Origin of the sequence: Clostridium amylolyticum, from assembly GCF_900142075.1 — a bacterium.
Lineage (GTDB): Bacteria > Bacillota > Clostridia > Clostridiales > Clostridiaceae > Clostridium_AA > Clostridium_AA amylolyticum.
The window spans coordinates 164,564-184,149 of record NZ_FQZO01000007.1; the positions used below are offsets into that span (position 1 = coordinate 164,564).

General features: G+C 32.3%; 17 protein-coding genes. 6 read left to right on the forward strand and 11 right to left on the reverse strand.

The window, feature by feature from the left end; translation table 11 throughout:
- Positions 1-17: 17 nt before the first annotated feature.
- The 8 genes from BUA82_RS15680 to BUA82_RS15715 all read right to left on the reverse strand — a co-directional run bounded on the left by BUA82_RS15680 (position 18) and on the right by BUA82_RS15715 (position 10,050).
- Positions 18-1,319: a transporter gene (locus BUA82_RS15680; RefSeq protein WP_073010364.1), complete on the reverse strand. Its 1,302-nt coding sequence runs from the start codon at positions 1,317-1,319 to the stop codon at positions 18-20.
- Between the two features lie 105 nt (positions 1,320-1,424).
- Complete coding sequence (locus BUA82_RS15685; protein ID WP_073010367.1) at positions 1,425-3,326, reverse strand: leucine-rich repeat domain-containing protein; 1,902 nt, start codon at positions 3,324-3,326, stop codon at positions 1,425-1,427.
- Positions 3,327-3,349: 23 nt separating this feature from the next.
- Positions 3,350-4,801: a hypothetical protein gene (locus BUA82_RS15690; RefSeq protein WP_073010370.1), complete on the reverse strand. Its 1,452-nt coding sequence runs from the start codon at positions 4,799-4,801 to the stop codon at positions 3,350-3,352.
- 19 nt (positions 4,802-4,820) lie between these two features.
- Positions 4,821-6,179, reverse strand: a complete 1,359-nt coding sequence (locus BUA82_RS15695) for an FAD-dependent oxidoreductase (protein WP_083599980.1) — start codon at positions 6,177-6,179, stop codon at positions 4,821-4,823.
- Positions 6,180-6,192: 13 nt separating this feature from the next.
- A complete protein-coding gene (locus BUA82_RS15700; RefSeq protein ID WP_073010372.1) occupies positions 6,193-7,734 on the reverse strand; it encodes a DUF4127 family protein in 1,542 nt (513 codons plus the stop codon).
- Entirely contained in the window at positions 7,722-8,441 is a 720-nt protein-coding gene (locus BUA82_RS15705) for a beta/alpha barrel domain-containing protein (protein WP_073010375.1), read from the reverse strand. Before BUA82_RS15705 ends, BUA82_RS15700 begins: the two co-directional genes overlap by 13 nt.
- 242 nt (positions 8,442-8,683) lie before the next feature.
- Positions 8,684-9,532, reverse strand: coding sequence for a MurR/RpiR family transcriptional regulator (locus tag BUA82_RS15710; RefSeq protein WP_178140752.1), 849 nt, complete (start codon positions 9,530-9,532; stop codon positions 8,684-8,686).
- Positions 9,533-9,624: 92 nt separating this feature from the next.
- Positions 9,625-10,050 carry a hypothetical protein gene (locus BUA82_RS15715; RefSeq protein WP_073010380.1) on the reverse strand — a complete coding sequence of 142 codons (426 nt, stop codon included), beginning with the start codon at positions 10,048-10,050 and terminating at the stop codon, positions 9,625-9,627.
- 214 nt (positions 10,051-10,264) lie between these two features.
- On the opposite strand from BUA82_RS15715, the gene BUA82_RS15720 reads away from it, so the two are divergent.
- From BUA82_RS15720 to BUA82_RS15730, 3 genes are read left to right on the forward strand one after another with little or no spacing between them, the layout of a single operon-like run.
- A complete protein-coding gene (locus BUA82_RS15720) occupies positions 10,265-10,915 on the forward strand; it encodes a cobalamin B12-binding domain-containing protein (protein ID WP_073010384.1) in 651 nt (216 codons plus the stop codon).
- Positions 10,912-12,069 (forward strand): ABC transporter permease, encoded by a 1,158-nt coding sequence (locus BUA82_RS15725; protein WP_073010387.1) that lies wholly within the window; start codon positions 10,912-10,914, stop codon positions 12,067-12,069. Before BUA82_RS15720 ends, BUA82_RS15725 begins: the two co-directional genes overlap by 4 nt.
- On the forward strand, positions 12,062-12,751 hold the full coding sequence (locus BUA82_RS15730) for an ABC transporter ATP-binding protein (protein ID WP_073010390.1): 690 nt from the start codon (positions 12,062-12,064) through the stop codon (positions 12,749-12,751). Before BUA82_RS15725 ends, BUA82_RS15730 begins: the two co-directional genes overlap by 8 nt.
- 129 nt (positions 12,752-12,880) lie before the next feature.
- Here the strand turns inward: BUA82_RS15730 and BUA82_RS15735 are convergent, their stop codons facing one another.
- On the reverse strand, positions 12,881-14,407 hold the full coding sequence (locus tag BUA82_RS15735) for a PucR family transcriptional regulator (protein WP_073010393.1): 1,527 nt from the start codon (positions 14,405-14,407) through the stop codon (positions 12,881-12,883).
- A 139-nt stretch (positions 14,408-14,546) separates the two neighbouring features.
- On the opposite strand from BUA82_RS15735, the gene BUA82_RS15740 reads away from it, so the two are divergent.
- The 3 genes from BUA82_RS15740 (at position 14,547) to BUA82_RS15750 (ending at position 17,847) form a co-directional block, all read left to right on the forward strand.
- Positions 14,547-16,484 carry an NAD(P)/FAD-dependent oxidoreductase gene (locus BUA82_RS15740; RefSeq protein ID WP_083599982.1) on the forward strand — a complete coding sequence of 646 codons (1,938 nt, stop codon included), beginning with the start codon at positions 14,547-14,549 and terminating at the stop codon, positions 16,482-16,484.
- A 249-nt stretch (positions 16,485-16,733) separates the two neighbouring features.
- Positions 16,734-17,198 (forward strand): LytTR family DNA-binding domain-containing protein, encoded by a 465-nt coding sequence (locus BUA82_RS15745; protein WP_073010398.1) that lies wholly within the window; start codon positions 16,734-16,736, stop codon positions 17,196-17,198.
- The gene (locus tag BUA82_RS15750; RefSeq protein WP_073010401.1) at positions 17,182-17,847 is read left to right on the forward strand and encodes a DUF4318 domain-containing protein; all 666 of its coding nucleotides are present in this window, start codon (positions 17,182-17,184) and stop codon (positions 17,845-17,847) included. Before BUA82_RS15745 ends, BUA82_RS15750 begins: the two co-directional genes overlap by 17 nt.
- 137 nt (positions 17,848-17,984) lie before the next feature.
- Here BUA82_RS15750 and BUA82_RS15755 read toward each other — a convergent pair whose 3' ends face one another.
- Positions 17,985-18,584, reverse strand: coding sequence for a hypothetical protein (locus BUA82_RS15755; RefSeq protein WP_073010404.1), 600 nt, complete (start codon positions 18,582-18,584; stop codon positions 17,985-17,987).
- A 302-nt stretch (positions 18,585-18,886) separates the two neighbouring features.
- Positions 18,887-19,276: a hypothetical protein gene (locus tag BUA82_RS15760; RefSeq protein ID WP_143148649.1), complete on the reverse strand. Its 390-nt coding sequence runs from the start codon at positions 19,274-19,276 to the stop codon at positions 18,887-18,889.
- Positions 19,277-19,586: the final 310 nt, after the last annotated feature.

The following is a 19,586-nucleotide window of genomic DNA, read 5'->3' on the forward strand; positions in this document are numbered from 1 at the left end:
AACTTTATAACACTTTTTTAAAATAATACAACAGCTGTATATACTAATGATAAAAATGTAATTAGCACTGTGTATGGTAATGTTGATTTTAATACTGTATTCACATCAACCTTAGCAAAATCTGAAACTATTACATTGTGCGTATTAGTTGGATCTGATATTCCTTGAACAACTCCAGTAGATCTTAAGGCCATACCTATGGCTGCTGGACTTAAAGTACCTGCTGCTATCATTACATTTCCAACTCCAGAACCTAATCCATACATATTTAATGGACCTCTATATAGAGCTAAAGGTGATGCTAATGTAAACACGATTATATATGGTATTGGAGTAGTTGGCAGTACTGACTTTATAAGTGGCTGCATCAGTGCTACTGTTGCAGTAGCTGAAACTCCATTTAATAATATTCCTATACCTATCATAAGTCCTATTACTCCTGCTACATCTTGTATACCTTCAATCAGTGAGCTTGTCAACACTTGTATCATATGTGAAGGCTTAGTAACAATAATAGCATATAAAGTAGCTATTATTAGTGATACTTCTGCGGTAAATTTAAAGAAAAATACTAATAAAATAGGTACTATTGGAGCTATTAAAGCTAAAATGTTTACATCATTTTCTACTTTAGTTTGAAAATTAGTGTTAGGCATAGACCAAGTGCTTCTTGTACTAGTCTTTTTAACGTTTATTATTATATAAGCTAAGGTTACAACTATTGAAATACCAGCTAAAACCAATGATGATGATTTTACTACTTCTATATCCATTTTAATTGCATCTACATAGAATTGATAATTAGCTACATTAAATAATCCCCCTAAACCAAGTCCCATAAGAAAAGAGCCAGCTGCCACTTCTGCTTTAATTCCTGCTGATAGCATAAGTGGAATCACAATTGTTGCTACCATAATAACCGCTCCTGCACCACTTATAGTGGAAAATACTAATGCACAGGCCGCAGTTAATACTATAGCTATAGCAAGAGGCTTGTCTCCTGCCAGCTCCGCAGCTTTTCTTATAATAGCATTTGAAATTCCTTGTTTTTGAATTACCTTAGCAAACATAGCTCCAAATATAGTAGCCATGATGGTACTTGCAAGCCTTATGCTTCCCCCACTAATAACATGTGCCATTATAGTCTGTCCGCCTTTTTCTGCTGGTGTCATAAATGGAACTCCTGCAATAACCGCAATAGCAATTCCTAATAAAGGTAATGCCAAAAGCGTAGGTAGCTTCTTTGTAATCATTAGCGCTGTACACAGCACAAAAACCATAAGAATGAGAACAACTTGTAAATTTAATGCTCCGTTCATTTATATATCTCTCCCCTTTGATAATATTAATTTATATTAAATAATAATTTGATATCTTTAATTTTTTCTTATCCCATAAATTTCTACTAAGGCATATTAATAAATTTACCTTACTCTTACCTGTACTGTAGTAGCAGAATTATTTCCAACAGAATTCTTAATCCTAAGAACTAATTTTCCATTTCCTTTTCCCTTAGCAGTTATTGTTGTTGACTCTCCCTCAATATCTATAATGCCTTTATGTGAAATTTGCTCTACCTTCATTACTTCTTCATGAAGCTTTCTATCACTGCCTTCAATCATTATATAATCTATTAATCTAACTTTTTCACCTATAGACACCTCTATCTTTTTATTGGATATGGTTTTTAGCTTTAATTGTTCTGACTCACCTGGTATGAAATTACCACTTAATTTAACAGAGATTTCTTTTTTAAAATTATTAGTTGATAAATAATTGTTTCTTAAATCTACTATTTTTAGTTTATTTAAATTTTCTATGGACTTTGGAAGAAAAGTTAATCTATTATCTACTGCTTCTAGAAATCTTAAGTCTTCCATATTTCCTATATTCTCTGGTAAATATAATAAGGAGTTTCCACTAAGGTATAGCCCTTGTAGTGCCTTTAACTTAGTAATTTCATCAGGTAATGCTGTTAACTTATTATTAGATAAATTTATTCCTGTCAAAGACACCATATCTCCTAAAATACCAGGTATCTCCTTTAGCTCATTAGAATTTAAACCTAAGTAAGTTATGGATTTCACTCCAACTATGCTTTCTGGAATATTTTTTATATTATTGTTAGCTAATTCTAAATGTTTAATATTCTCTACTAGAGGTATATTCTCTAACTCATTATTAGATAAATCTAAATATTGCAAATTGCTAGGAAGCATTTCATTTTCCATGATATTTATATCATTCTTAGCAAGGTTTAGCTTCCTAAGATTTGAAAGCTTTGATATATTGCTTAATGTCTTCATATCATTGTTCATAGCATTTATTTCTTTTAAAGATGTTATTTCACCTAATTTATCTGGAAGTTTTCTCATATGATTATGTGCTATGTCTAATTCTGTCAGCTTCCTTAAATTACATAATGCTTCTGGTAATTCCTCTATATTATTATTAGCCGCAGAAAGATGATACAAGTTTGCAAGGTTAGAAATACTTTCTGGTAATTTATTGAGCTTATTATTGGAAACTCTTAAATACATTAGGGCAGGAAAAGTTCCAATATTATCATGTAGCCCTTCTATTTTATTATTAAACAGATTAATTTCCCTTAAACTTTTCAGATCCCTAATTTCTGGTGAGAATTCAGTAAGTTCATTACTATAAGCTACCAGCCTAATTAATTTACTTAAATTTTTTATTTCTGCTGGCAGTCTTTTAATCTTATTTTGAGAAACATCTAATCTATCTATATTGTTTAGATTTCCAATTTCCTTAGGCAGTTCTGTTAAATTGTTTTGAGATAAATCTAACCAGCGTACATTTTTTACTTCTCCTATCTCCTTAGAAATAAAGGTAAATTTATTTCTGGAAAGAATTAGCTTGTCTAATCTTTCTAGTTTAGCCATGTCTTTAGGTAGCTCTTCTATATGATTTCCATCTAAATTTATTTCTTTTAGTTTTGTTAAATAACTTATTCCATTTATAGACTTTATACCTTCTTCCATAGCCATTAAATACTCTAATGCTTGTAACTTTCTTAAGGTTATTCCACCGGATTGTATATCTGGAATACTTTGAGGATTATTGTGAACCGTCCAAGTAACATTTCTTATTATTACTTCTCTAAACTTCTCATCTGGGAACATATCCTTTAGTTTCTCCTGACTTATTTCAGCGTCTAAGTCACCGCCACCAATTATGTTAGTTTCCTCAGCAACATTGTTTCTAGTAGCATATACAGCTTTATTAGTAAAGTTACTTATAAGTCCAAGCATCAATGCACAAGAAACCGCTATGGTTATGTTTCTTCTCGTTCTCAATACCATCTTTATTCCCCCTAATAACTTTATTAATACTTCAAATGTATTTTTATATTTGTCCAATTAGCCACTGGTGATTTTTCAAAGGAAGCAGGGTTATCAACGAATCCGCTTAATCCCATAATTGTAGGACATTCTTGCCAGGATTTTCCGAAGTCTTCTGATACAACAAACATGCTGCTATTTTCTCTGTCTCCATCTATATACTTAGGCTTTAAATACTGAGAATAAAGAGGAGCCACAGCTTCCCATATAGGATCATAAGTTATGGAATCATTTATAGCATATTCAGGATTATATAAATCCTTTTTATCAGCACCTACATGTGCTATTATTCCATAATGAGGCTGTTGGGAGAATGCATTATCTATGAAGGATTTCTGTTCTAGATTGTAGCATAAAAATTTAGCATGATTTGCAGGGACAAATTGTATTCCTCCAGAGTAATTTATATAATTTCCCCAATTGCTTTTTCCTACCTTTGGAGATGTTGACAGGCATATAACCCCTGGATGACTTGCTCTAAAAGTTCCAACATGTGAATATTCACTTCCACCAAACCTTCCAGTACCTTTTACCCTTTGAATTATATCTGCTATGTGTTTTGTAGTTCCATCTTCATAATATAATAAAACTCTTCCATTCTTTTCTTTAACCTCTCCATTTATGATATCTCCAGCCGCCCAATTTTCAAATTCAATGCTTTTTGGTGAACCATGAGAGGTATAAGGCTTACTTACAATAATTCTCAGATTCTCAGGGATAGGTTTATCATAGGAACCATTATAATAAAAATCTAAGGATTTCCATTGATCATCATTATCCAAGAACTGTACTGGGTTTCCAACAAAAGCTCCACTATCTCCCCCAAATATCTCATTTCCTCCCTGAATGTCTGTATAAATTATGCTATCAGTAAATTTGTTGGGATTATTTATTTCTGCATATGTGTAATCATCCTCTGTTCCTATAGTAAATTGTTTAGGCATCCATACTCCTTCAGCTTCTATATCTTGTGGTGACAAACTAGGAACAGTCTTTTTAGTGATCTTCGCTGCTTTTATTGGATCATAGCTTTCATTTGGTCCAACTCTCACGTGGATATTATTTGAAGCTGAAGCTGTAACGCAAGAATGAGTTCCATCATTAGCGGCATCGTAGTGAGAAGCCCAAAAACCTGCTGAAGAACTTGTAGGATGCTTACCTGCTCTTAATATGTTCCCCAAGTATCTCTTAGAGCCATCTGGAAATTCCTGATATATTTTCCCCCCATCTACATTTTCAATATATACCCTATACATAAGCTCCAAATTTGGCATGTTTTCCTCTAATGCCTCTGTAGGTATACTAGAGTTTATACTGTCAGCAACTATATGCCCTTTGCTAACATCTTCTCTGGCGTAAACGGTTTTATAAAATACTGATGTCATAATAAAGATAGAAACAATCAGATAGGATGCCTTATTTATATAACCTTTCATTTAATCCTCTCCCTTTATATTAATTTAATATCTGACCATTATTTTTAAGAAGTAAGCTTAAATCTTTATAGTCTATTTGGTGAAAGTCTTCATTTGCATTTAAAGCTAATTGTGCTGCTGTTCCAGCGGCTTGTCCTAAAGCCATGCATATGGGAGATACTCTTATGGAAGCAAAGGCCTCATGGGTACAGCTTATGGCTCTTCCAGTTACAATGAGGTTTTTTGTTTTTTCAACTAAAAGACATCTATAGGGTATTCCGTAGTAATCTCCCATTTTCATCTCTTTTATATCTATATTTTTTCCTTCTGGGTCATGTATATCTATAGGCCAGCTTCCTAATGCAATAGTGTCTTCAAACTTTCTTCCACTAACTATGTCATATTCAGTAAGCTCGTACACCCCTTTTATCCTTCTGCTTTCTCTAACTCCAATTTCATCTCCAGATTGAATTAATTTTGCATTTTCAAATCCTGGCAAATATTTTCTCATGAAATTAAATATCTCAAAGACCTGTCTTCTTCCTTCTATAGTAGCTTCTGATAACTCAAACCTCTTTACTGCTATTTTATCTATAACTCTGCTTATATTTACGGCGATTTCCCCTCTATCACATAGCTCAAAGAATAATACTCTGTCTCTGCTTACAGTAAAATCTTTATTCTCAGCAGCTTCCTTAACCTTAGAAAAAAATCCTGCAATTCCTATTCTTTTTACTTCCTTTAGAGATGTAATCATTGAATCTAATACAAATTCTTCCTTATTATTGTCCACATACTCTATAACCTTTTCTATATCAACATTGCCTACCTTAAACATCATAGACATAGGCTGACACTTTCCATCTTTCTCCCTTCCAAGCTTCATTTCATTGCCAGATAAATATGCTAATTGCCCTTCTCCAGTGGCGTCAATAAAACTTTTTGCTTTGATGTTATAGGCTCCTGACCTTGTATTCACAGTTATGTTTTCAATTCTATCTTCATTTAAGTCACAGCCTAAAAGCTCGCAATGATAAAGAATTTCCACCCCTGACTCTAATAAAAATTCTTGAGCAGCATATTTATATACCTCAGTATCTACGGGAGTAAAGGTAGCTCCAACTCCTAAGGGATCCTTTACATGACCTATAGCACCGCCTTCTTGGCAAATCCTTTGAATTAGTTCTTCAGCATATCCTTTTATTATTTGCTTTTCCCCTGCATGAAAGGTCATAAGAGGAACTACTAAACTTTTAGTGGCACAGCCTCCTAGGTAACCTTCTCTTTCAATAAGAATAACTTTGGCCTTATCCTCTGCTGCTGCTTTCGCAGCCATTATCCCTGAAGGTCCACCTCCCACCACTACAATATCGCAGTTTAAAGTTTCTAATATATCCACCTTTTCATTCCTCCTAGTTAATTTTCAGCGTTACATCGCAATCTACTTCGAAAACCCTATACCAAGGAAGATTAGCTGAAAGCTTTATTTCTTCAACAAATCCTGAAAACCCCATGTAAGAAAATTTATGATTTTCAAAATAATCCTTCAACAGCTGATACATTTCTTCCCAAACATATTCATCTATGCTTTCATATTTTTTTCCCATATTAAATATGTTTAATCCTTGTTCTTTTATAATTTTTATAGTTTTGTTTCTCACAATGCTTTGATAAATGTAATCGTCAGCATATCTTTTTATTAAAAACTCTAGACTTTTTTTCTTAGACTCCTTTAGAGTACTTTTAGTTTTAATTACTGTATTCAATATACTTCCTATAGCTATAGATGTTCCTATGGTATTACCTGCTGTATTCCATGCACTATAGCCAGCTATATCTAATAACAGACCATTCTCTTTTAGCTCTTCTAATAAGTATGGGTCTCCGCCATTAGCACAAGCAATATCGGCTATGGATATTATCTTTCCTTCTTCAATATATTTCTTTAAAGTTTTTACAAAGCTCTTAATAACACTTTTCTTATTGTAGTCCTTCATATCGCTGCCACACATATCTATATAAGGAGTATTGGGAGTAGTTACTGCTAATATAAAATCACACTCTCTTATATTTCTTGTAATTTCAGCTCCTATAGCTTTTAAATGTTCTTGTATATTTACATCTAATGGTCTGTCTTCAAACTTTGGTATGACATTCTTGCTGCTAACATCGTCATACTGAATATATACCCTAGGATAAATATTATTAAAGTCATTAACAACCTTACTCAATAGCACTTGTCCGATTTCGTCAGCACCTGGAAATATATTTATTTTACTATTTAATCTCTTATCATTGATTATCTTATGTAAAACCTCATGCTCTGATAGATGAAGTCCATATGGTGAACAATCCTCTTGAGATAGTATTAAAAAATCTATTATGTCTTGTTTTACAAAATCTATAGCCATTTTATTGATATTATGATTTCTTTCTCTAGCACTTAAATAAGTCTGGAGTACCTCCTCGGGCAAGGATTCTATTAATTTTTCTAGTTCCATTTTATATTGGTTCTGTCCTAGGCAATCTATCCTATATCTAAGCTCATTATACTTATTTATTTGCTGCCACCATTTTTCACTTTCTTCTCCGAAAACTGAAATTGATAGTCTCATTATGTTACTAAAAGCATATATTTTTATATTAGTTTTCTCTTTGTAATCCTTTAACTTTCCCATAAACTGAACAGCCTCTTCATAGGAGGTATCAATATTTCTTGAAGCCACTAAGCCGCCATACAAAAGCATATCTAAGGATATTACAAGCACATCGCCTTCTTCATTACTTAGCCAATTATATATATTATCTCTATCTGCCTTTGTCATAAATTTTCCTAAATATTCTTTAGGCGCAATTTTCAAATTAACCTCAGCTATATCAGCTAATATTTCTACATCCTTAGTATTTACAGGTCTATCATCAAGAGGAATATATACTAATTTTAATGGATACATTTATCTTTCTCCTTATTATTAAAAGTATCTATTACTTTTCTAAAATCACTGGTTGCTTTATAAATAGAGCTGCTACTCTTTCCTGTAACTACTGCCCCGATCATCACTGCATTTACCCCTATTTGCTGTAAAATTATACATTGCTCTGGAGTTATTGCTCTTTGACTTGGTATTACCATAGGCTTGTCTGTTGTATTCCTTATAGCCTTATATTGTATTATCTCTCTAACAGTAAGAGGCTGGCCATAAGTTTCAGGAGCCATGATTGAACACTCTAAAACATCAATAGGTAATGAGTTTATGGCATTAACGTAATCTAGATTATACTCATTATCTATGGCAACCATTTTGTATAAGTCCTTACTAAGTACTTCAGGATTCATATGCTTATCATAAATTGAAATAAATTGAAATCCTATTTTTATTATTCCTTCAATTTCTTCCATAGGTATTTTTTCATGACCACCAGCTACAATTCCTATGGACTTTTTATATAACTTACAAAGTGTTACCATCTCTTTAAGCACTGGCAATTCTTCTTTAAGGGATTTAAAATGAGTTTTACTAGCTCTATGCTCCACATTAATATGAACCTTTATCACATCTGCCCCAGCTTCTAAGGCCGCCTTCGCTAATTCCAAATTATTTTCTGGAAGGCTGACAATTAGTGTGAGCTTTTCTTCTTTTAAAAGTTTTATGAAATCCATACTTTCAACTCCTTTTCAAAATCTAGCTGTGTAATAATATACTAATTTTAGTATTTTTTGTTTACGTTTTCTGTTTACATGTAAAATGTTATCATCTGGTAAATTCATAGTCAATAGTTTTTGGTTCTTTTTTTCATAATTTATAAAAAAAATTTTCATAAAGCTATTTGAGCTCAAAAATAAAAAAACTAGAAAAAAATGTACCACGGTAATCCGTGGCATATTTCTTCTAGTTTTTATAATCACTGTTGTTTACTTATTAGTTCTAGAGCATTGCTAGTTTTTTCTTTATTTTCTGAGGCATTCTTTAGATTTTTTCTTACTACATTTGTATATATTAAATCTATTATAAACATCTCAGGTATCCTTGAGGTGAGAATTTCATTCTCTAATTTAGTTTCTTGTTCCTCATAATTAATTACATAATCACTTACTCTTACTAATTTTGATAGCAAATTTTCAGTAATTGATACTATTTTCACTCCATTTTCTTTTGCTATCTCTGCTGAAGTATTTATCTCAGGAGTATTTCCTTTTCGAGATATGATAAACATAACTTCTCCGGTCTTCATCAAAGGGGACATCATTGCAATAGTATGACTTTCTTTATAGAAATTGCAATTTAATCCAATTTTCATAAATTTATAATAAGTATCCTCTGCTATTATCCCTGAATTTCCTACCCCTACAAAATGTATTCTATTAGCATTAAGGAGCAGTTCTGTAATCTCTTCCAACTGTCTAAAATCTATCTTATTCAAACTTTTATCTAAAAACTTTACGCTAGTATCATAAAATTTTTTTGCAATTATCTCTATAGAGTCCGACTCTTGTATTTTACCATCTTCTATTTCATCAAAGTTGGAAGATCCCTTTAGTTCTTGAGCCATAGTCATCTTAAATTCCAAGAAACTTCTAAATCCTAATTTCCTACAAAATCTAGTAACAGTGGCTTCTCCTACTCCACAGTTATTAGCAATTTCAGTAACTGTCATGTATATGCTATTATTCATATACTCTTCAATATAGTCACAAATCTTATTTTCAGATTTTGTTAACTCACTTCTATCTTTTATCAATGTAGTTTTCATTGTAAGTATTTCAACACTCCTATACCCTAAAATCATATTTTTTCTCATGTTCTTCTTTAATTAGGGTTTTAATAATAAAATTATATCACACTTCACTTCTTAACCCAATAACTCCCTTCCTTCTCTTCTAACACCACCCTATTTTCAGCAAGCACCTTCCCGTTGCCCTTATCTTCCAACTTTAAAGTTATAGTTATGCTTTTCTCAGCTTTTTCTCCCCCATCTGTTATAGCTGTCCACAATACCCCTTCCCCTTTGTTCTTAATTTCTTTGGTAGTTGTATTGCCTTCTGTATTAAGAAATCCTCCGGAGGTCGTACTCCAATGATATATAAGGTTAGAGGTTTTATCCTCTGTCTTTAAGCTTGGACTCAAAGTTATTCCTCGGATAGATGACATGGCAGGGGAATAAGAATTTTTATCAGTATTTATAGAAAACTCATAAGCAGGCTTTTTACAGCCCATCATCACTGCGGCAAATAACACCATAGAGCAAACAATAGAAACCATTCTTTTCATATATAATTTACCCCTCCTTAATATTACTTACTAATATAATTATATACAATATTTGTAAACTGTTATATAGTCAGAAGAACACTTTTACAAATTTTAATTCTTAAAATATTTTATCACAATTCGTGATATTTTATTTAAAATTACTTGATTTATTTCAATACGTGATATATTATAAAAATATAAACAATAATAATTATCCATAAGGAGTTTTATTATGAATAAAATATATGATGAATTCATGAAACTAATTGAAAAAGAGGATAAGGAAGGCGCTTTAAGATTTGCCTTAGAAAAGCTGGAAAATAAAGAGTTAGACATAGTTGGGTTATATAATCAGGTGCTCACTCCTGCTTTAAATAGTATGGAAGCTAATGAAGATAACAAGGTTTTAATATGGAGAGAGCATGTAAGGAGTTCTATTATTAGGACGATCATTGAAAACTGCTACCTGTATGTTGTTAAAGAAAGAAAAGAAAAGTATCAATTTAATATAAATAAGAAGGTAGCGGTGGTTTGTCCTAGTGAGGAATATCATGAGATTGGTGCTAGGATGGTGGCGGATTACTTTACCCTTTTAGGATATGATGTTATGTTTGTGGGAAGCAATACCCCTACAGATGAGTTTGTGGGCGCCATGGAAGCTGTGGATATAAGCTACATAGCACTTAGCGTTACCAATTACTATAATATCGTGAATACCCAAAGAACTATAGAAAAAATCAGAGAAACCAGTTCCAAAGTTATGATTATTGTTGGTGGAGCTGCCTTTAACAATAACAAGGATGTGTACAAAGAAATAGGAGCAGATATGCAGCTTCAAAGCTTTGAGGATTTGGTTAAATTGGCAGAGGGGGACACAAAATGAGACTTCCATTTAAGATTGCTGTGAGATTTTTAAAATCTAATAAAGGACAAACTATATTAATAGCCTTAGGGATAGCTGTGGGAGTGTCTGTTCAAATTTTTATCGGCTCATTAATTCAAGGACTTCAAAAGAGCTTGATAAATAAGACTATAGGTAATTCTCCACAGATTACAGTGACTTCTAATGAAGATAATAAATTAATTGATAACTATGAAGACAAAATAAACAAGATTAAAGATGCAGACAACAGGATAATAAACATATCTGCTACTGCAGATGCTCCTGCTCTTATTAAAAAGGATGATAAAACCTATTCTATTTTAATGAGGGGCATGGACATTAGTAGTTCTGATAAGATCTATAATATAAAAAACAGATTATACGCTGGAAAGTTTCCTGAAAATGATAACGAAGTTATTATTGGTAAGGAACTGCAACAGGAACTTTCCGCTGACACTGGAGATACTTTGGATATCATAACCTCTTCAGGAAAAAGCCATAAGGTGAAGGTCACAGGATTTTATGATCTTAAGGTAGCTTCCTTAAACAAATCCTGGATGATAACCACCATGGCAGCTACTCAAAATATATTTACCATGGACAACAAAGTAACAGGTATTGAAATGCAGGTTAAAGAAATTTTCAAGGCAGATGAAATAGCTAAGAGTGTTTATTCTAATTTAGATAACAATTTAATAGTAGATAACTGGAAAAGCCAAAACGCTGAGCTACTTAGCGGATTAAATGGCCAAAGCGTATCTAGTATAATGATTCAAGTTTTTGTGTTAGTGGCAGTGGTGCTGGGAATAGCTAGTGTACTTGCTATCACTGTGGTACAAAAATCAAAGCAGATTGGAATACTAAAAGCCATGGGTATTAAAGATAGAAGCGCAAGTCTGGTCTTCTTGTTCCAAGGACTTTTACTAGGAGTATTAGGCGCAATATTAGGATTAGCCTTAGGTCTTGGATTAAGCTTTATGTTTACAAAGTTTGCTTTAAATCCCGATGGAACCCCTGTGGTGGACCTTTATATAGACTATGGATTTATAGCTCTTTCAGCTTTAATAGCCGTAGCCTCTGCTGCCTTAGCTTCCCTTATTCCTGCAAGGCGTTCATCTAAACTTAATCCTATAGAGGTGATAAAAAATGGCTAATAATATAATTAACTTAAAAGATATAAATAAGATATACGGCACCACTATAAAAACTCAAGTGCTTTATGATATAAATCTTTCCTTTGAAGAAGGAAGCTTCAACTCCATAATAGGTGCTTCCGGAAGTGGTAAAAGTACCTTACTAAACATATTAGGCACCTTGGATAAACCCACTAGCGGAGAAGTATATATAGATGGTACAAGAACTGACACCATGAAGAAAAATAAATTAGCCGACCTTAGAAACCAAACCATAGGCTTCATATTTCAGTTCCATTACCTTCTCCCAGAGTTTACAGCCCTGGAAAATGTGTTGATGCCTTATAATATTCAGTACTCTAAACCTTCCAAGGAAACAATAGAAAGAGCTGAAGAACTCTTAGATATGGTAGGTCTAACAAAGGTAAAAAACAATCTAGCTACCAATATGTCTGGTGGTCAGCAGCAAAGAACAGCTATAGCTAGGGCACTTATCAATAATCCTAAGATAATCCTTGCAGATGAGCCCACAGGAAACCTAGACTCGGAATCCACTGAAAATGTCTATAACATACTAAGGGATATAAACCAAAAATTTAATACCACCCTAGTGGTTATAACTCATGACAGGCGCATTGCTGAGAAGGCAGATAGAATAGTGGAAATAAAAGACGGAAGAATCAATTTGGATATATATAAATAAATTAATATATACTCTTTTACTAACCAATTAAACCAAATCCAAAAAATTAATAATGCCAACAAATTAATTCACTCTAAAAACCCTGGGCATATGCTTCACAGCATGTCCAGGGTTTTAATAAGTTATAACTCATATGGCAGCTATTATATATTTTAAAATTCTACAACTATAGCTGATGTTGAATATTTGCTGGCTATCTTTTAAATTAAGGCCTGTAATAGTTTCAATCTTATCTATCCTGTAGCTTAGAGTGTTTCTGTGAAGGAATAAGGCTTCCGCAGTTTTGTTTATGTTTTCATTATTTTCTATATAAGTACAAAGGGTTTGAAAATAGTCGGTGTTATTGGTCTTATCATAGTCATATAGCATTACCACTGAGGTATTACAAAACTCCATAAGGTTTCCATGAACTTTGCTTAAGAGATCATAGAATTTGTAATCTTCGTAGTAAAATAAAGAACCAAAAGCCTTTATTCTATCAGCTAGTTCTAGAGTTTTTTTAGCTTGCAAAAAGCCCTTTTTAACATCTGTAAGATTGTATATCCTAGAGCTTACTGCTGCTTTTATGCTTACCTTTCTTAAAAACTCCTCTAACTTTTTAAACGCCCCTTCTCCTTCTGTAACATTTCTTAAGTCAAAGAGCACCATGATGTGATCTTTATAATAAAGAGCTTTGGAGTTTGGCAGCACATATTCTATGGATTCACTTAAGCTTTTCCCTGCCCTCTTGTCCATATTGTAATATAATATATCTAAAGTTATTACATATAGGTTATCTGAAAAATTAAGCTGGTTACTTTTTGCCCTTTCCATGGCCAACTCTTCGCTTTCCATCTTACCTTGTATTAGGTCAAGCAAGAAATTTTCATACTTAACCCCTTTTAAGTTTTTGTTATAACTATCCTTATTCAGCTCTTCTTTTACTGCATAATTAAGAGTTTTAAATATAATTAAGGTATCATCAGTTATCCTTCCTTCACACTCAAGAAGGATTAAAAAGCCTACAGGTTGTGCATCGATTATAATCTTGCTTACCAGTTTTCTTACTGGGCTTTCATCACAAACTACAACAAAAGGTTCGTTATTATTCTCAGCTTCTTTTACAGACTTAAGTCTTTTAACCGCAGCTATAAATTCATAGCTGCAGTACCCTAAAGATATATTTCTTTTCCATATTTCATCTGTTATATAATTTTCATTTGTGTGTGCTATTACTGAATAACTTGCATCTATTACTACTAGTGGATTGCCTAATAATCTTGCACCGGTTTCAAGGATTTCTTCCATTCCCTTTCCCTCTGCTAAAGTGGATAAGAATTGAGATGCAGGATTTATAGTATTTTTCTCTTTAAGCAGTAATTCTACCACCATATTAAACACCTTGTATACATCCTCTTCATTAGATAATTCTATATAATCTACAGAGCTTAAGTGTTGCAATTTCAAGTTATTATCATTAATAATTACCAATGAAGCTTGGGTTATTTCCTGACTCTCTATTTTAGATGCTTTTCCAATAAATAAGCATGAGTTGTTATTAAAATCTGAACCTTCAGTTATGAATTCTATAGATTTTATGAAGTTATCCTTCTTTAGATTGTAACCTCTTATATTACATGAAGGGTTTATTTTGTTATATATTTCACTAAATATCATTTTATCCCCCACCCCTTTTCATTAATTATAGCTATTATGCACAGTAAATACAACATTGTTTATGCACCATGCATATAGTAAAGGGGGTTTAAATATGTTAAATTATAGACATAGTCAACGTTTTCAGGAGGGATTGTATATGAAATACCAAAAGTTATTTTCTAAAGGGAAAATTGGTAACCTAGAACTTAAAAACAGAATAGTTATGCCAGCTATGGGTACAAGCTTGGCCAGTTCTACAGGAGAAGCCTCAGCTGAAATAATAAGATATTATGAGGAAAGAGCCAAAGGCGGATGCGGTCTTATTATAACAGAGATAACTAGGGTTGATGAGGAAACCGGAGTTGGTACCATGAATCAGCTTAGCGTTACTGACCTAAAGCATGTGGTGCAGCTGGAAAGACTAGCTAGAACAGTGCATAAGTATGACACAAAGATATTTCTTCAACTTCATCACCCTGGAAGACAAAGTCATGCTCAGCTTATAGGTGGAAAACAGCTAGTAGCTCCTAGTGCAATACCTTGCAAGGTTTGTAAAGAAGAGCCAAGAGAGATGACTACTGAAGAAGTAGAAGCAATGGTTAAAAACTTTGTAAAAGGAGCAAAGATTGCACAAACTGCTGGTATAGATGGGGTAGAACTTCATGGTGCTCATGGATATTTAATTTGCCAATTTTTAAGTCCTTATACCAATAAGAGAACGGATAAATACGGCGGAAGCTTTGAAGGAAGAATGAGATTTGTAACTGAAATTATATATGGCATTAAAAACATTTGCGGACCTGATTTTCCTATAAGCGTTAGAATAGATGGCGATGAGTTTGTACAAGGTGGAATAACCCTAGAAGATGCAGTTAAAAGTGCCGTATATCTAGAAAGCATAGGAGTTCATGCTATTAATGTAAGTAGCGGTAACTATGAGTCTGGATATACTATAATAGAGCCTATTGCCTTTGAAGAGGGCTGGAAAAAACACTTAGCTAAAACTATTAAGGAAGCTGTTAAAATACCTGTAATAGCTGTAAATAACATTAAACTTCCTAATACCGCTGAAGCACTTTTAGAAGAAGGCGTTATGGATTTTGCAGGAGTAGCAAGAGCTCAACTAGCAGATCCTGAATGGTCATTGAAAGCCATGGAAGGTAGAGATGAAGATATTAGACCATGTATATCCTGCCTATATTGTATTGAAGACTTATCTGCTGGAAGAACAATAAAGTGCGCTGTAAATGCAAGGTTAGGAAGAGAATTAGAATTTGCAAACCTTAAGAAGGATGGTAATGACAAGGTAGTTGCTGTTATAGGATCTGGTCCTGCTGGATTAGAAGCTTCAAAGAACTTAGCAGAGAGAGGCTTTAAAGTAGTTGTATTTGAAAAGGAAAAAGAATTAGGAGGAATGGTGGCTTATGGTACTAACCCTCCTAAAAAAGAAAAATTAAGATGGTTCCTAAATTATTATGAAAATCAACTTAATAAGCTAAATGTGGACATAAGGTTAAATACTGAGGCTACTATAGATGAACTGAAAGCTCTAAATCCTTATGCAGTTTACTTAGCTGCAGGTTCCACACCAGTTGTCCCCCCTGTAGAAGGCATTAAAGGAGAAAATGTTCATAGTGTAACTGATATATTAGGTGAAAAAGTAAAATTACAAGGTAAAAAGGTTATGGTAGTGGGCTTTGGCATGACAGGGCTAGAAACTGCAGAGTACTTGTCTGTTAGAAATAATGACGTAATTCTTGTAGACATGCTACCTGGCATTGGAAAAGGAATATATCCTTCAAACCTAGTTACTGTAATGAAAACACTAAAAGAGCATAACACCACCATACTTCCATCTCATAGATTATCAAAAGTTAATGAAAGTTCTGTAGAACTTATAAACTTAACAAAGGATGAAAAAGTTACAGTAGAAGCTGATGATGTGGTTCTATCCTTAGGAATAAGACCAAATAGAACACTTCTTGAAGATCTGGAAGCTAACTTTAACAAGGTGTATGTCATTGGAGATGCTAACTCCCCAGCTAGAATATTAGAAGCCGTAAGACAAGGCTACGAAAAATCATATATCCTTTAGTTTTTAACATTACCGCTACAAATAAGGCTTTCAGATTTCAACTTTAACTATAAAACCTAAAATTAAATTATTTATAACAAAAACCTTAGCTTTTATAAGTTTAAAGCTAAGGTTTTTTATATATTCTAATTATAATTGAATTTTCACCACAACCTTAATCCACTTACATGGAATTTCAGACCACTAACCTGTAGGATATAGATATTTTATTGATAAACCTGTATTCTATAAAAAAGGAGGATGGTACCCATGAAAGTAGAGATACAGTATGTAAATTCTCCAGAAGAGGAATGTGCAACCTTAAGGGTTTGTAAAGACCATAATGGAATTATTAAACTACAGGAAATCATCGAAAAAAACTCATATCAGACAATGACCATCTCTTGTTTTCAGCAAGAAAAAATATATTCAATTTCTTGTGATCATATCTTATACTTTGAGACGGTTCAGGAGATGTTGTTAGTACACACTGGCAGCAAAGTATATGAGGCTAATAAACGTCTATATGAACTGGAGGAGATACTTCCAGAACAATTTGCCCGTATTTCTAGGTCAGTGATAATTAATCTGAATCAAGTAGAATATTACAGTCCCCTGGCGAACGGTCTGATGAAAGCAACCTTTTACAATGGTGAAGATGAGTTTATTTCTAGAAAATATCTCAAACTTCTTCGAGCAAAGATTGGAGGTAAAAATCATGACAAGGGAAGATAAAAAAGAAATTGCTGTGAAAGGACTTTTTTTAGGGCTAATATTATTTGTAAGTACCCTTATTTATTTACTAATCGATATGGATATGCCTCATTTACAAATTGTTGGAGCTTTCATTATTCCAATCATAGTTGGTTATTGCCTGCTAGGTATGTTCCTTAGATGGATGGCATATCGAAGCACTATTAGAAAAAAAGAATTTCATTTGTTTTCAGGCGCCGCCATTGTTTACTGGATATGGATCCTTAGCATATTTTTTATGGTTGCTGCTCATTGGATTCCTCAGATAATTCGTTATATAGTTTTAGTAAACGTTGCAACATTACTACTAGTTTGGTTGTTAAATTTTATGTACTTGAAAAATATTGCTAAGGAATTGAACTCCAGCTTGAAATACTATAGCCGCACTCTAATAGAAGATCTGCCAAGGAAACCTCAGACAGAAGATATATTTATGCAGGAAATCGAAAATTATTGTACAAAAAACTACCTTTCTTTTGAAATCATAAATTATGGAATTCCAGCTGAGGTAAAAATTGACAATACTTTGTATACAGTTAAACTAGGGCAATACTATTCTGTGCTAGGAAGCCCCATATACACATTAGAATTTCATAATATAGCTTCCAAGGTTGAAAATAGAGCAAATTAAATATCTACGATGATTCTTTGAAGGATTTTATATGAAAAAATAAATGGGTATAAAAAAACTACAGTACCTAATTAAAACCCGCTTAAAGCTTTATATATCATAGCTTTAAGCGGGTTTTATTGAGTTCAATTTAATATTCATTGTGTGAAATTAAGAAATGTGCATATTGAATTGTTACCAATAATTGGTTCTATGGCATATTCTCTATAAGAAACTTTATTTATATCTGATATTTTTACATTTTCCTTTTGTGTATTTACTATTTTGAATTTAATATTTTTTACTTCATCTTTTCTTAAAGATAGTGGAAAGCTCTCAATATTAGGGTCTGATAATCCCAATGCCCCTATATAATCCCATAATATATCCGTTTCATATATTTGCTTTTGCTTCTCTGTTACTACAGTTATAGGAAGTTCATAAAGTAATTCCTTTTTATTTACACGATTAGTTATCTTAATTTTCAACACTGTATATCCTTGTGAATATGCGCTTATTATGGTATCAGCACAGTCTATAATTTTAGAATCATATTTTAAATACTCAATATCATAAAATTCAGGATTAAGTTTATCATTTTTATTTAAATTATGTTTCTCATTAATACTTAATATCAATATGCTAGGAAAATGTCTTTCTATATAAGTGCTATTATCAACTTCATCAATTTCTTTATAACAAGCACCTAGAATCATCATAGGAATTAACATAACTAAAACCAATATTTTTTTAATCATTATTTATCAATCCCTCTTAATATATAAAATAATACATCCTACCCTTAATTATATTGATTTACTTAAGTAATCGTAGGTGAATTTTTACCAACCCCCATTTATATAAATATATTGTTATTATTTTCAAATCATGTATATATTTTTTTGACTTACAAGAACTAAAAGAACTTGAAAAATACTTCGCTTAGGCCTTATTTGATTAATTACTATTAAAATCAATAAGGGTATATACATAGATTTTTAATAATTTCTATGTATGTACCCTTTTATTCTGAGATGACTAATAACTCATATGGCTGCCATTATTTATCTATTCCATACCTTTTATGAAGCCTCTCCATTTTAACTTTATATTCTTCTTCTCCTAATATTCCTCTATTTCTTAGTTCTTCTAAGAGTTCTGTAAGCTCTTTAAACTTGGTATCTTCTTCTTTTTTAAACTCATTATCTTTCATACTCTTGCTTATTTTTTTATATTCATCCAAAGTGATAATATTCATCATTTGAAGCTGAGATAAAACATATCCTTTTCTATCTCTATACTCCTTCTTATTATCTTTTGCTAAAGGCCTAACAGCTAATTTTACTGCTAAGAAGATAATAATAAATAAAAGAAGAAAAAATAAAAAACCATCTTTACTAAATATAAATTCAGTCATATTAAATTCTATCACCATAATTAACATTTTCACCCTTTACCCTTTTTTATTTCTCCTCTCTTGTCATAAGGAGTATTGCAAATATCAAAATGCCTGCAGGGATTAATAATACCCACTGCCTAGTAATAAATTGTACTATCAGAATTGTATAAACAGTAATTTGCAAAAATCTCACTTTTTTATCATTAGTACCTTTTATTAAGTTCACTCTCTTACGCAATAGGTAGTATACAGCAAGGATTATTGCTATAGTAAAAATTAATAAGTAAACTGTGTTTATATTAAAGTTTTTCATAATTAAGCTATCTCCACATTATAATATTTTTTGTTTCTTAATAATAAG

Excerpts from the sequence above, each read along its gene's own strand:
- BUA82_RS15740 (WP_083599982.1), top strand. The coding sequence starts at position 14,547 with ATGAAATACCAAAAGTTATTTTCTAAAGGGAAAATTGGTAACCTAGAA.
- BUA82_RS15735 (WP_073010393.1), bottom strand. The coding sequence starts at position 14,407 with ATGATATTTAGTGAAATATATAACAAAATAAACCCTTCATGTAATATA.
- BUA82_RS15710 (WP_178140752.1), bottom strand. The coding sequence starts at position 9,532 with ATGAAAACTACATTGATAAAAGATAGAAGTGAGTTAACAAAATCTGAA.
- BUA82_RS15690 (WP_073010370.1), bottom strand. The coding sequence starts at position 4,801 with ATGAAAGGTTATATAAATAAGGCATCCTATCTGATTGTTTCTATCTTT.
- BUA82_RS15705 (WP_073010375.1), bottom strand. The coding sequence starts at position 8,441 with ATGGATTTCATAAAACTTTTAAAAGAAGAAAAGCTCACACTAATTGTC.
- BUA82_RS15680 (WP_073010364.1), bottom strand. The coding sequence starts at position 1,319 with ATGAACGGAGCATTAAATTTACAAGTTGTTCTCATTCTTATGGTTTTT.
- BUA82_RS15700 (WP_073010372.1), bottom strand. The coding sequence starts at position 7,734 with ATGTATCCATTAAAATTAGTATATATTCCTCTTGATGATAGACCTGTA.
- BUA82_RS15725 (WP_073010387.1), top strand. The coding sequence starts at position 10,912 with ATGAGACTTCCATTTAAGATTGCTGTGAGATTTTTAAAATCTAATAAA.
- BUA82_RS15715 (WP_073010380.1), bottom strand. The coding sequence starts at position 10,050 with ATGAAAAGAATGGTTTCTATTGTTTGCTCTATGGTGTTATTTGCCGCA.
- BUA82_RS15745 (WP_073010398.1), top strand. The coding sequence starts at position 16,734 with ATGAAAGTAGAGATACAGTATGTAAATTCTCCAGAAGAGGAATGTGCA.
- BUA82_RS15730 (WP_073010390.1), top strand. The coding sequence starts at position 12,062 with ATGGCTAATAATATAATTAACTTAAAAGATATAAATAAGATATACGGC.
- BUA82_RS15750 (WP_073010401.1), top strand. The coding sequence starts at position 17,182 with ATGACAAGGGAAGATAAAAAAGAAATTGCTGTGAAAGGACTTTTTTTA.
- BUA82_RS15685 (WP_073010367.1), bottom strand. The coding sequence starts at position 3,326 with ATGGTATTGAGAACGAGAAGAAACATAACCATAGCGGTTTCTTGTGCA.
- BUA82_RS15720 (WP_073010384.1), top strand. The coding sequence starts at position 10,265 with ATGAATAAAATATATGATGAATTCATGAAACTAATTGAAAAAGAGGAT.
- BUA82_RS15755 (WP_073010404.1), bottom strand. The coding sequence starts at position 18,584 with ATGATTAAAAAAATATTGGTTTTAGTTATGTTAATTCCTATGATGATT.